At 40.4% G+C, this 13,008-nt stretch carries 11 protein-coding genes; 6 read left to right on the top strand and 5 right to left on the bottom strand.

Going from position 1 to position 13,008, the window contains the following annotated elements; genetic code table 11:
* Positions 1-36: 36 nt before the first annotated feature.
* Positions 37-1,995, bottom strand: a complete 1,959-nt coding sequence (locus HY841_13420) for a T9SS type A sorting domain-containing protein (protein MBI4931761.1) — start codon at positions 1,993-1,995, stop codon at positions 37-39.
* Positions 1,996-2,513: 518 nt separating this feature from the next.
* Positions 2,514-3,584 carry a T9SS type A sorting domain-containing protein gene (locus tag HY841_13415; protein ID MBI4931760.1) on the bottom strand — a complete coding sequence of 357 codons (1,071 nt, stop codon included), beginning with the start codon at positions 3,582-3,584 and terminating at the stop codon, positions 2,514-2,516.
* Between the two features lie 157 nt (positions 3,585-3,741).
* Between HY841_13415 and HY841_13410 the strand changes: the two genes are divergently transcribed.
* From HY841_13410 to HY841_13395, 4 genes are all read left to right on the top strand, one after another.
* Entirely contained in the window at positions 3,742-4,479 is a 738-nt protein-coding gene (locus HY841_13410; GenBank protein ID MBI4931759.1) for an electron transfer flavoprotein subunit beta/FixA family protein, read from the top strand.
* A 69-nt stretch (positions 4,480-4,548) separates the two neighbouring features.
* Positions 4,549-5,535, top strand: coding sequence for an electron transfer flavoprotein subunit alpha/FixB family protein (locus tag HY841_13405; GenBank protein ID MBI4931758.1), 987 nt, complete (start codon positions 4,549-4,551; stop codon positions 5,533-5,535).
* A 125-nt stretch (positions 5,536-5,660) separates the two neighbouring features.
* A complete protein-coding gene (locus HY841_13400) occupies positions 5,661-6,266 on the top strand; it encodes a bifunctional nuclease family protein (GenBank protein MBI4931757.1) in 606 nt (201 codons plus the stop codon).
* Between the two features lie 104 nt (positions 6,267-6,370).
* Positions 6,371-7,603, top strand: coding sequence for a NupC/NupG family nucleoside CNT transporter (locus tag HY841_13395; protein MBI4931756.1), 1,233 nt, complete (start codon positions 6,371-6,373; stop codon positions 7,601-7,603).
* Positions 7,604-7,621: 18 nt separating this feature from the next.
* Here HY841_13395 and HY841_13390 read toward each other — a convergent pair whose 3' ends face one another.
* Genes HY841_13390 through HY841_13380 form a run of 3 tightly spaced genes read right to left on the bottom strand, consistent with a single transcriptional unit; the run spans position 7,622 to position 10,100 of the window.
* A complete protein-coding gene (locus HY841_13390; protein ID MBI4931755.1) occupies positions 7,622-8,089 on the bottom strand; it encodes an HAD hydrolase family protein in 468 nt (155 codons plus the stop codon).
* A gap of 2 nt (positions 8,090-8,091) precedes the next feature.
* Positions 8,092-9,093, bottom strand: coding sequence for a bifunctional 3-deoxy-7-phosphoheptulonate synthase/chorismate mutase (locus HY841_13385; GenBank protein ID MBI4931754.1), 1,002 nt, complete (start codon positions 9,091-9,093; stop codon positions 8,092-8,094).
* A gap of 2 nt (positions 9,094-9,095) precedes the next feature.
* Positions 9,096-10,100: a CBS domain-containing protein gene (locus HY841_13380; GenBank protein ID MBI4931753.1), complete on the bottom strand. Its 1,005-nt coding sequence runs from the start codon at positions 10,098-10,100 to the stop codon at positions 9,096-9,098.
* On the opposite strand from HY841_13380, the gene HY841_13375 reads away from it, so the two are divergent.
* A complete protein-coding gene (locus HY841_13375; GenBank protein ID MBI4931752.1) occupies positions 10,081-12,300 on the top strand; it encodes a glycoside hydrolase family 9 protein in 2,220 nt (739 codons plus the stop codon). The two genes, HY841_13380 and HY841_13375, sit on opposite strands and share 20 nt — an antisense overlap.
* Positions 12,300-12,770: a biotin/lipoyl-binding protein gene (locus tag HY841_13370; protein ID MBI4931751.1), complete on the top strand. Its 471-nt coding sequence runs from the start codon at positions 12,300-12,302 to the stop codon at positions 12,768-12,770. Before HY841_13375 ends, HY841_13370 begins: the two co-directional genes overlap by 1 nt.
* Positions 12,771-13,008 lie beyond the last annotated feature (238 nt).

The following is a 13,008-nucleotide window of genomic DNA, read 5'->3' as shown; positions in this document are numbered from 1 at the left end:
ATCCCCTTCGGGATAATGATACAAAGTATTCCTTATTTATTTGCTGATTACAATTTTCTTTCTCGCTATGCCTTTCTCGGTGGTGAACTGGAGAAAGTAAACTCCGTTGGGCTTGTCGGAAAGGTTAATGGTTAATTGAGTTGATTGAGTTAACTGAGTTGAATAGGTTTTTTCTCCAAGAAGATTTACAATTTCAATTGCTGTCACCCTGAGCGAAGCCGAAGGGTCTGAGGATTGGATGGTGAAAACTCCGCTGGTGGGGTTGGGGGAAACACTGATTGAATTATTTTCTCCTTTGCTTTCATAAATTGCTGTTGGAGTGCTTACTATCAGCATAACCGTATCAGTATTCACAGAAGTATTATAGTCAAATACAATTCCAGCATAGTTGCTTATAACTGTTCCGATGGGATTATTCGGCTTTTGCAGAACTTTAAACTTAATGAATCCATGGCTTGCAGGTTCATTCACATTACTGTCGGGCAAAAGAATATTGTTAAATGTCCATTTAAGAACATTTGTTCCGAGTATTTGAAGAGTATATGGATGGCTGCTTATCCCGCTTATCACTGAAGATACAGTTAGACTCGGATCAAGCTCATCGAACACAGTAACATTGAAAGCAGTATCCGTTCCGGTATTCTGAAAAGCTATCGTATAAGTAATTGTGTCTGTTTGTAAAATATTTCCCTGAATGATTGGAGCTTTGTTCGTAGTAGTAACTGCTTTTTTTTCGTTCGGATCAAAAGAACCAGTAACAACTGATACATCTTCCACATAATTATTAAGTGTATTACAATCGCCTGCCAAAGGTAAAATCTGAGCATAGGATAAAAGTGTATCTCCCCACCATGCGCTGCATGAAACAGAATCAGTAACAGTGAATGAAACCGATTGCCCCGGATTCATTGTTCCAAGTTTCCAAAAATATTCTGTACCGGAAATACTATCCCAGGGCAGTGTTGAACTTAGTGGAATAATTTTAGCATCGAAATTCACTTTCAACAATGCATTTGAAACAGGAACTGTTCCGTTGTTAGATCCTTGTATATAGAAAAAATTATTCTTCAAACATCTGCGCTGATTCGCTGTTCCGATTCCCACTGTTAAATCGGCACAACTGACTGCTGCCTGCATTCCGAAATTTAAATTGAGAACTGTATCATCATTATTTACAGAAACAGAATAGGAAGAAGGTAATAAAGGGCAAACCTGATTCCAATAATTGTTCAGAGGCAATAAACTCACATCATAATTACCCGCTGGAACCTGCACATTGTAATCGCCATTCGATGCAGCCACTCCATAATAGTTAGTTAGCGAAGATGTATTTTGCGCCTGAACCATCCAGTTGGCAAGAGAAATATCCCCTCCGTCTTTTATACAGTTGGAATTTGCATCTGAAAATATTGTTCCGTTAAGGCTGGCAGGTATAACTATATTAACTGTATCACAAAAAGAACAAGTATCGTTTGCCTGGGTAATAACTTTTGTGCAAACTGTATAAGTTCCAGATGTAAAATAATTATGATAAACTGCTGGTGCATAACCCAAATTTATCGCAGTGTCTTGATTTCCATCTCCGAAATCCCAGAACCATTTTTTGGAATAGCAGGGTGCATTTACATAGAATCCCATTTTATGTATTGAAGTATCTTTCCAATTAGAAAACGATGCACTGCATGGCGGATGAGTTCCACTAACCGTAATTGTATCATAAAAAGTGCTGTTGCATAAATTACCGTCTGAAATATGAAGCCAAACTTTGTAATCACCTGCATAAGGAGTAGTAAAGGGCCATTGCGGGGGATTGCTGAAATACGTTAATTCGCTTCCGCAATTGTTGTAGAATGTCCATTCATAGTTGATAGCAGTGCTATAAGTGGAAGCATCAGTCAGATATATATTATTGCCGCTTACGCTATATGTGAATGCAGCCTGGCATTGCGCATTTGCAATCCCACTAATAACAATAAACAAGGAAAGTAATTTCATTTTCATTCCACAAATCTACCTCTTTCTTTTCACAGCGCAAAATAAATCTCAACTATTCCTTCACATTAAGCTGGCTTTTAAAACTTGATTAGCTGGCTATCCGTTTGGTTAATCTGGCTTTTCAAGCTGGTTAGCTGGCTATCCGTTTGGTTAATCTGGCTTTTCAAACTGGTTAGCTGGCTATCCGTTTGGTTAATCTGGCTTTTCAAGTTGGTTAGCTGGCTATCCGTTTTGGTTAGCTGGCTTTTCAAGCTGGTTAGCTGGCTAACCATTTTGTTAAGCTGGCTTTCTGTTTCAAAAAGCTCGCTTTTTATAGCAAAAAAAGAGTTAGGGCTCTTTCCTGCTTATGAGTGAAAACAAAAACCTGCCTATGCTTTCGCTTCGGCAGGCAGGCAGGAACAGATTCTCCGAAGGAGTCCTTCGGACCTTCGCCCTGCCCCTGTTGCCTCATACCCTGCCCCCTCTGTCCTTCGGACATCTCCCCCTTGGGGGAGACGTAGAGGGGGTGTTGGATTGAGTTATTTACTTATAACGATTCTCGTTGTAGTTTTATTTCCTCCCGATATTAACTGGCAGAAATAAATTCCGTCCTGCAAATCGCTCAGGTCAAATTGGCTTTGATAATCTGATGCCTCTAAATTTTGCGGAGCAAGCAATGTCTTTGCAAGGTTTCCATTCATATCAAACAGCACCATGCCGGTTGAACTGTTTTCTTTCACCGAATATTTTATTGTAACCAAACCGTTTGCTGTTGGATTGGGATAACAAGTCAAATCAATGGTTAATGGTTGATGATGGTTTACCCCGTTGGAATTGTTTCCTACGGGGTTGATGGTTGATGTATTTCCATTAGCCATTAGCCATTTTACATTATCCATTTCATACACTTCTTCTCCCTTTATAGTCTGAAAGTCTTCACCCATAGTCACTAGTCCGCCTGCTCCCAGCTCAGATTCAACAATCGGGTCAGTTAGGGGAAGGATTTCTTCTGCCGGATATGGATCATAAAGCACGCAGGTATACGTGATGGGCTGAATAAATTCCTCATAAGGTGCTTCCTGAATATCTGATGTTAGTTCCTCCAGCGGTTCAGGAATTTCTGATTCAATGTCTTTAATGACAACGTTCTCTTCAACAATTGTTTTCGGAAGTGTTTCAATAACCAACAGGTTTTCAATCGGTTTATCCGCAAGATTTTCTGATTCATCTCTCACTTCAACCGTTTTGATAAGCAAATCCAGTCCGCATTTGGGGTGAACTTTCGGTGCATAGTCATTTTCCTTTACTTGCTCGGTTTCTTTTGAAGGCAATACATTATTCTTACAATCACTAACAGGCAATTCACAGACTTTGATTGATTTCAAGCAACAGGTGTAGGGTCGGTCATTCAAAGGCAATCGGCAGGTATAAACTGGTTTGTCATTTTTTTTCTGGGCAGATGCCTCGTTTGCATGTAAGAGCCATCCACCCGATACAAGTGCAAGGGCAATCATAAACCGTTTACTGAACTGTTCAGCAAGGCGTGTGCTGCAAATGCTGTTTTTGGAATTTATCCGGATAAGGTTGCGGAAGTAAGTAGTGTTGTTCATGGTAGTTTGTTTTTAGTTTGAGAACATGATGCAGGTCATTATTAAATTCCATAACCGAAAAAAGAATGTTACAAAGCGATGGCTCATTATTCCTTCATTCGCTATTCCACCTTTCCATTTTCTTCTATCTTTGCTTCCCGTTGAAAAAATATTATTTATGAAATTTCTTGTCTGCATTTCTCAGGTTCCCGACACCACCACCAAAATAACTTTCACTCCTGATAAAAAAGCGTTTAACGCACAAGGCGTTCAGTTCATAATAAATCCTTCTGACGAAATTGCCTTAACCCGAGCTCTTGAATTGAAAGAAGCATTGGGCGGAACTGTGTCTGTAATAAATGTGGGGCAAGCCAACACCGAACCCAACCTCCGCAAAGCCCTTGCCATTGGTGCCGATGATGCCACCCGCGTGAATGCAGAACCAACCGATGCTTACTTTGTGGCTTTTCAGATTGCGGAAGTGATAAAGAAAAATACATACGATGTAATTCTTTCAGGAAAAGAATCTATTGATTATAACGGAGGACAGGTTCCGATGATGATTGGAGAATTGTTGGGCATTCCATCGGTTTCTGTCGCTACGAAACTGGATATCAACGGAACAACCGCAACACTCGAAAGAGAAATTGACGGAGGAAAAGAAGTGGTGGAAATGAAACTGCCGTTTGTGGCTGGCGCGCAGAAAGGAATGTCAGAACCACGCATCCCGAACATGCGCGGAATTATGACAGCCAGATCAAAACCTCTTGTGGTGGTTGAACCTGCTGCTTGCGAAGTGCTGAGCAGTTCGGCTCAATTTGATTTGCCACCGGCAAAAGGAGAATGCAAAATGATTGACCCGAATAATGTGGCTGAACTTGTAAACTTATTACATACGGAAGCGAAAGCAATTTAATCCCCCTTTCTCCCCCTTTTAAAGGGGGAAAGCGAGCCCTGCGAGCAGGGGGATTTTAAAAATAAATATATGTCAGTATTAATTTTTGCAGAGAATTGGGGAGGTAAGTTCAAGAAATCAACTTACGAAGCAATTTCTTACGGTTCTGAAATCGCAAAACAAGTTGGCGGAAATGTAACTGCTGTTGTCATCGGCAATGTGAGCGATGAGGATATGAAGTCGCTCGGAAAATACGGAGCGCAAAAAGTTTTGTCGGTGAAGAACGATAAACTGAATGCGCTGAACCCTTCCGCATTCGCTTCCGCCATCGCGCAGGCATCACAAAAAGAAAATGCGAAAGTGGTTATTGTCTCTTACACTTATTCAGGTCGTTCTGTTGCCGGAAGAGTTGCCGTGAAATTAAAAGCAGGACTTGTAGCAGGTGCTGTTCAACTCCCCTCCTCTGGAGGAGGGGCAGGGGGTGGTCTCACCATCCGCAAAAAATGTTTTTCAGGAAAGGGATTGACGGATGTAACCATTTCTTCCGAAATAAAAATAATCGGTCTTTATCCAAACTCTTTTCATCTTGATACCGGAGAAGGAAGCGCAGCGATAGAAAGTTTTTCTCCCTCCTTCAGTGATTCAGATTTTAATTCAACATTCAAAGAAACCAAAAAGACATCTGATAAAATTGTTCTCACCGAAGCGGAGATTGTTGTCTCTGGCGGAAGAGGATTGAAAGGACCTGAGAACTGGGGAATGATTGAACAACTGGCTGAACTTCTCGGTGCCGCAACTTCCTGCTCAAAACCTGTTGCCGATGTGGGATGGCGTCCGCATCACGAGCACGTTGGGCAGACAGGAATCACCATCGCTCCGAATCTTTATATCGCCATAGGAATTTCAGGAGCTATTCAACATCTTGCCGGAGTAAATTCTTCCAAAGTGATGGTGGCAATTAACACAGATAAAGAAGCGCCTTTTTTCAAAGCCGCCAACTACGGAATTTGCGGAGATGCATTTGAAGTGGTTCCGAAACTGATTGAAGAAATCAAAAAGTTTAAATCAGCACATTAAATAAAAAGGAAGAATGGAAGACCGGAAAATTGGAAGGTTGATAATTTTCATTCTTCCATCATTCCATTCTTCCAATATTCCGCTTCTAATTATTTTGTAAATTCGTAATACCAGTAGAAAGGTTTGTGAAAAAGGTAAAACTTGATATTATCGGACTCTCTTACAGCCAGACACAGGCAGGAGCATACGCATTGGTGCTCGGTGAAATGAAAGGCAAAAGACGCCTGCCGATTATCATAGGAGGATTTGAAGCGCAGGCAATCGCCATTCAACTGGAAAAAATGACACCCAGCCGTCCGCTCACGCACGACCTTTTCAAAAACTTTGCCGATACATTCAACGTAAAACTTATTGAAGTAATCATTTACAATCTCGTTGAAGGAATTTTTTACGCCAAGCTGATTTGCAATGACGGAGAAAAAGAAGTGGAGATTGACGCACGCACTTCCGATGCCATCGCGCTTGCCGTTCGTTTCGACTGCCCTATTTTTACCTATGAATTTATTCTTTCTGCCGCGGGAATTATTCTGGAAGACCAGCCGAAAGAAGGATTGGGTTCCTCCGCCATCGAAGAACCCGTTGTAAAAAAATCTTCAGAGAAAGATGACAAAGACCTCACAAAAAAATCTACCGAAGAGCTGAAAGAGATGCTCAAGAACGCCATTGACGGAGAAAACTACGAACGCGCATCCCGCATCCGCGATGAGCTGAACAAGAGAAAAAAATCTTGAAAATGATTACACCGATTTCCGAAAAGGCAAAAATAGATTACAGCGATAAAAAGCAAAAAAATAATCAGTGTAATCTTTCTAAAATCTGTGTAATCTCATTATAGATGGAAAGATTTACCGGATTGATTGGCATCGCTCTGATTTTCGGAATTGCCTTCCTCGCATCCAACAACCGCAAAGCCATCAATTACCGCCTCGTTATCAGCGGTGTCATACTTCAGATTATAATTGCCGTATTGGTTCTGAAAGTAGAACCCGTCACAAAATTCTTTCAACTGCTTGGAAAAGGGATGCAAAAGATTGAGCAGTTCGCCAAGCAGGGAGCCGATTTTGCCTACGGAGGAATTGCAGCGGTTAATTACACAGGCAAAGTAGAGAATTACACAGCGCCTCACGTTTTTGTTTTTGCTTTCAATATTACTTCTACCATTATTTTAGTTTGCGTGCTGGTTGCTATATTTTATCACATCGGACTTATGCAGCGGATAGTTTCTGTGATTGCAAAAGCGATGAACTTTATCATGCGTGTGAGTGGGGCAGAAGCATTAAGCAATGTGGCGAGCGCTTTTGTCGGACAAGTAGAAGCGCAGGTGATGATTCGACCGTATCTGAGCGGAATGACAAAAAGCGAATTGCTTGCTTCCATGAGCGGAAGTCTGGCTTGCATCGCTGGAGGAATTTTAATTGTGTACGCCAGCATGGGCGCGAAAGCAGAATATTTAATTGCCGCAAGTTTGATGGCGGCTCCCGGAGCGCTGGTGATTGCAAAAATTGTTTATCCCGAAACAGAAGAATCACAAACGATGGGAAATGTGAAACTCGAAGTGAAAAGCAGTTACAGCAATTTGATTGATGCCATCAGCCATGGTGCGGCAGATGGTTTTAAAATTTCTATGAACGTGATTGCCATGCTCATCGGTTTTATTGCGCTCATCGCTTTGATCAATTGGCTGCTCGGGCATGTTCACGCTGGATTATCGCTGGATTATTTGTTCGGGAAAGTTTTTTTTCCTTTTGCGTGGGCAATGGGAGTTCCCGCGCAGGATTTGAACAGCGCAGCCACGTTACTTGGACAAAAACTTACTATCAATGAATTTGTAGCATTTAAAAATCTCACGAGTTCTGCCGTTCCTGTTCTCACACAAAAAGGAACTTTAATAGTGAGTATTGCGATATGCGGTTTCGCTAACTTCAGCAGCGTGGGTATGCAGATTGGCGGCATCAGCGCTTTGGTTCCGGAACGAAGAGCGGATCTGGCAAAACTCGGATTGAAAGCTTTGCTGTGCGGAACACTTGCATCCTATCTCTCCGCCAGCATTGCGGGAATATTGAGCTGAGAAAATAATTTCGGGAAATTACAGCAGATGCTTTTCGATAAACTCCCTAACGCAACCGTCACCGCCTTTTTTGTCAAGAATAACTTTTACAATTTTCTTGACCTCTTCGACTGCATCATTCGGGCAGGCGGAAAATCCAACAGCGGAAAGTAAATTAATATCATTGGTATCATCCGCAATGTGAGCGACTTCATCCAAGCTGATTTTTAATTTTTTGCACCAGCGGGAAACAACCTCCAGTTTTTCTTCATCGCCTGAATAAACAAATTTAATTCCGAGCATTTTGGCGCGGGCGTTGTGGAGTTTTTTGCTTTTCCCGGCACTGATAAACGCCACATAGATTCCTTTTTTTATTGCCGTGCGAATACCCACTCCATCCTTCACATTAAATTTTTTTGCGATGTCGCCTTTTTCGGTAATGTAAACGCCTCCATCAGTGAGAACACCGTCCACATCAAGGGTTAGGAATTTTATTTTCGGATTCACGGTTAAATAATATTTCTGCCAATAGCTTTTGCAATCGGCTTGAGTGATTCATAAAGTTTTGTGAACTCATCAAAGTTTAATTGCTGAGAAGCATCTGATTTTGCAACAGCAGGATTTGGATGTGTTTCAATCAGTAAGCCATCGCATCCCATCGCCATACATGCACGTGTTAAATCAGAAACACCATATGCATAACCAATTGCATGGCTTGGGTCAAGAATAACAGGGAGATTCGTATGTTCTTTCAACCATGCCACTCCACACAAATCCAATGTGAATCTTGTTTTAGTTTCAAAAGTGCGGATGCCGCGCTCGCAGAGAATCACGTTTTCATTTCCGCCCGATAAAATAAACTCTGCTGCCTGAACGAATTCCTGAACAGTTGTTCCGAATCCGCGCTTAAGGAGAACGGGTTTTTTTATTTTCGCACATGCTTTCAGAATTCCGTGGTCGTACATTGACTTCGCTCCAATCTGAATAATATCAGAATACTGAATAATTTCCTGAACATGAGTACTGTCTCGTACTTCAGAAATAATTTTCAGTCCGTATTTGTTGCGCATCTTATCAAGCAGTTTCAACCCATCAACCCCCATTCCCTGAAAAGTATAAGGAGAAGTTCTCGGCTTGAAAGCACCAGCACGGAGAATTTTTACACCGAGTTTTTTACAAAGTTGTGCGGCTTGTTCTATTTGCTCTTCAGATTCTACCGAGCAGGGTCCGGTAATGACAACTGTATTATTTGTTTTTCCCCCTATTGAAATTTCATCAGAAATTTTTATTTCTCGTGTTCCGCTAAAATATTTTTTACTCGCGAGCTGGATATCGTCATTGAAAACAAAACTTTCAGCAACCAATGACTTGTGCTTCTCTTCAACTTCTTTGAGTCTATTTGGTGTGACAAGAAGAAAAGAGCCATTTTGCTTCAACACAAACGACTGCAATTCTTTTCCAAGTTCGTTTGCTTTGGTTTCGTCAACTGAATTTTTCAATTTAATAATCATAACTATTCCCCTTTAATAAGATTAGTGAATGTTATAGCACCAATGAGATTATTATTGCGGTCAACCACAGGCAAATATAGAATGTTCTGCTTTGTGTTTTTGATGAACTCTATCATTTCTGTAATAGTAAAATCATCATAAACGTGAATGGGCTTTCTGTTGACAATGTCGTTCACTTCCACTTTATTCAGGTCTGAAATTTTTTTGATAAGTCCTTTGCGAACATCCGCATTTGAAATGAGTCCTTTCAGTTTTCCGCTTTCATCAGCAACGGTGGTGAATCCGAAATTAAATTCATCAATGCTTTTTAAAACATCGGCAAAAGAAGATTTTTCATTGATAATTGGGATTTCCTCTTTGCTCATCATTACATCTCGCACGTGCATGCCCGAAGGAACATAATACTGGCTTCTCAAGTTATGCATTGCGTTGCCCATCATCAATGAGTTGACTAGATACGAACCTGACACAACGGAATAAACTCCCATGTTGCGAAGCACAAAAGAAATATCAGCAGTAACGCCACCATCTACATGAATTTTTTTATTGGGGTATCTATTATGAAACTCACGAATCTTTTTAAAATTTTCCTTATTGAATGTTCCTCCGCTTTTCCCTGGCGTAGTAGTCATGAACAGGATAAAATCAAAACTGTCTTTATATTTTTCAAACACTTCAGTCTCTGTTTCCGAAACGATTGCCAGTCCGAGTTTTGATTTTATTTCCTTTGGGATGTTAATGCCGTTTTTTAGATTTTCGTATTGAAAAGTAACAAGGTCAACATTGTTCTCAATAATTTTTTGAAAAAACATTTCTGGTTGAGAACTGATGATGTGCAAATCAACAGGAGTTTTGCTGAGACTTCGGATTGTTTTTATATCGTCAAAAACAGAAAGGTTATCGTTGCAGTCAATATGAAAATAATCAACAATATAATCGTCAAGTTCTTTTACCAAATCAGGAAGTGATTTTTCTTTACTTGAATATATGGATGCGGAAATCTTCATAGAAGCGGTAAATTTAGAAATAAAGAATGATTCGTTAGAATGTGTGATAAACTCCCCGCCAAAAAGAATATTGTATTTTTATGACATGAAATTATCCGTTTGCATCTGTTTGTTTTATCCGTTTGCATCTTTGTTTACCCAAACAATAGATAATCACTTCAAGTTAGATCAGATTGGTTACAAGCTGAACGACCGAAAAATCTGTGTTATCTCCGATCCGCAGACGGGTTACAATGCTCCTGACCCTTACACTCCGAATGATACGCTCTTTGTAAAAAGGCAGTCGGATAATGCAACTGTTTCAATTGGTCCTGCAATTCCGTGGAATGGCGGAGCAACGCATGTGCAGAGCGGAGACAAAGCCTGGTGGTTTGATTTCAGCAATGTGGTCGCTCCCGATGATTACTATATATATGACAGCCAAAACAACAAGCGCACTTATACTTTCACGATTGGAAATAATGTTTACAACGATGCGCTGAAATACGCCATTCGTTTTTTTTATCATCAGCGATGCGGCATGGCGAAGACTGCGCAGTATGCAGGAACAAATTATACAGACGTGATTTGCCATGAAGGAACGATGCAGGATTTGAATTGCAGAGATGTGACACAGCCCAGCAATGTTTCGCTTGAAAAAGATTTATCAGGAGGGTGGCACGATGCGGGGGATTACAACAAGTACACCAATTTTTGTTTTGCAACCGTAAATTATTTATTGGATGCGTACGAACAGAATCCAACTGTGTTCAAAGACAATTATAATATTCCTGAAAGCGGAAACGGTATTCCCGATATTCTGGATGAAATAAAATATGAACTCGACTGGCTTTTGAAAATGCAGAATATAGACGGCTCAGTACTGATGAAAGTTTCCACATTGGGATTTACTGGAGGATCTCCTCCAAGTACAGATACTGCTCAACGGCTTTACGGTCCAGCATCTTCATCTTCTACCAGAACTGCAGCGAGTTTGTTCGCACATGCAAGTATTATGTATAATACCATTCCATCTTTACAAACCTATTCAACAACTCTTCTGACAAAAGCCCAACTCGCCTGGACATGGCTTCAGAATAATCCGGGAAATTCCAACTACAACAACTCCGGCTTCTCCAGCGCGAATCCTGAAGTTTCGGCTTATGACCAGAATTCCGCTTCGCTCACCGCAGCGATTTATCTTTATGCCGCTACAGGAAATACTACTTACAGAACTTACGTGGACAACAATTACAACATTCAGCCATTGCAGTGGACGTATTGGTATCCTTTTGAATCTCCTTACCAAGATGCTCTTCTTTATTATTGCAATACAATTGGTGCGACCGCAAGCGTGGTGAACACGATAAAAAATAATTGCATCACTTCAGTTTCATCAAACAATAATGATTTGCTTCCCGCTTACAATAATAATACAGATGCTTACATGGCGCAGATGCAGGACAACGATTATGTGTGGGGAAATAATCAGTTCAAATGCGAAGAGGGAAGCATCTTATATAATATGGTACAATACAATTTAGATGCACCCAACCAAACTAAATACCGAAACGCTGCTGAAGGATACATTCATTATCTGCACGGAGTAAATCCACATGGACTTGCTTTTCTGACGAACGCAAATGTATTTGGCGGAGATAATTTCACTCAGGAGATTTATCACGGATGGTTTGGCGATGGAACGATTTACGATGGAGGAGCAAGTCCATATATAGGCGCTCCTCCTGCATTTATTCCCGGAGGCGTGAACAAAGATTATCAACCAGATGCTGCTTATACAGGTCCACCGATTTCTCCTCCTCAAAATCAGCCCGTTCAGAAAAGTTATAAGGACTGGAACACATCCTTTCCCGAAAACTCATGGGAAATTTCTGAAGTGGGAATTTATGTGAACGCGGCTTACGTAAAGCTGCTTTCCAAGTTTGCGGATTCAACTTCGGTGACTACTGGTATAGAAAATACTGCAACTGAAAATGATTTAAAAATTTATCCTAATCCTTCTTCGGGAAAGTTTATAGTCTTTGGTTTACAGTCTCCGGTTGAAATACAAGTTTTCAATTCAATAGGACAAATTGTTTACAATAAAACCGTAAACCAAAAACAGGAAACAGTAAACCTAAGCGAAGCGAACGGAATTTATTTTTGCAGAATCAACAACGGAGCATTTACTAAAACACAAAAAATAATTATCACGCGATAATGAAAGCCAAAGTAAATAACAAATACGATTTCACCATTCAGGGCAATGAAAAGGATTTTGATATTATCGAAGTCAAACAAGGAATCTTTCACATCATCAAAGACCATAAATCGTATAACGCAGAAGTGCTGAAAGCAAACAGAGAAGAAAAAAGTTTTGTCATTCGTGTGAATGGAAATAAATACAACGTGCAGATAAAAGATAAATATGATGACCTGCTGAAAGAACTCGGAATAGAAAATGCTTCTTCAGCAAAAATCAAAGCGATGAAAGCGCCCATGCCCGGGTTGGTGGTGGATGTGCGCGTAAAGGAAGGCGATGCCGTAAAAAAAGGAGATGCACTCGTTGTGCTTCAGGCAATGAAGATGGAAAATATTTTAAAGTCGCCCGTAGAGGCAATCATTAAAAAAATTCATATCAAGAAAGAGGATACGATTGAGAAAAATCAATTGCTGGTAAGTTTCACCTAATCAAAAAAAGCAGAAGACATTATTCCGAATAAGGGTTTATGTGCTTGATTTTAGATATATTACCAATGAAAAAAATCTTTAACACAGAGAACACTGAGCAGATTCTGTGTTATCTCCAAATTTTTTTTGAAGATTTTTATATACTATTTCACTATTTAAAACTTTTCTATTTTTGCCCTTGCAAGACCAATTTAATTTCTTGCCTTAGAGCAAACAGAGCGGACAAGATCCAGCTCGT

Source organism: Bacteroidota bacterium, assembly GCA_016213405.1.
Taxonomy (GTDB): domain Bacteria; phylum Bacteroidota; class Bacteroidia; order Palsa-948; family Palsa-948; genus Palsa-948.
Note: the sequence above shows the minus strand (reverse complement) of the source record. Positions and strands in the feature narration are given on the sequence as shown.

Coding starts and splice junctions, on each gene's coding strand:
- HY841_13410 (MBI4931759.1), top strand. CDS start 3,742: ATGAAATTTCTTGTCTGCATTTCTCAGGTTCCCGACACCACCACCAAA.
- HY841_13385 (MBI4931754.1), bottom strand. CDS start 9,093: ATGATTATTAAATTGAAAAATTCAGTTGACGAAACCAAAGCAAACGAA.
- HY841_13395 (MBI4931756.1), top strand. CDS start 6,371: ATGGAAAGATTTACCGGATTGATTGGCATCGCTCTGATTTTCGGAATT.
- HY841_13415 (MBI4931760.1), bottom strand. CDS start 3,584: ATGAACAACACTACTTACTTCCGCAACCTTATCCGGATAAATTCCAAA.
- HY841_13375 (MBI4931752.1), top strand. CDS start 10,081: ATGGATGCGGAAATCTTCATAGAAGCGGTAAATTTAGAAATAAAGAAT.
- HY841_13370 (MBI4931751.1), top strand. CDS start 12,300: ATGAAAGCCAAAGTAAATAACAAATACGATTTCACCATTCAGGGCAAT.
- HY841_13405 (MBI4931758.1), top strand. CDS start 4,549: ATGTCAGTATTAATTTTTGCAGAGAATTGGGGAGGTAAGTTCAAGAAA.
- HY841_13420 (MBI4931761.1), bottom strand. CDS start 1,995: ATGAAATTACTTTCCTTGTTTATTGTTATTAGTGGGATTGCAAATGCG.
- HY841_13380 (MBI4931753.1), bottom strand. CDS start 10,100: ATGAAGATTTCCGCATCCATATATTCAAGTAAAGAAAAATCACTTCCT.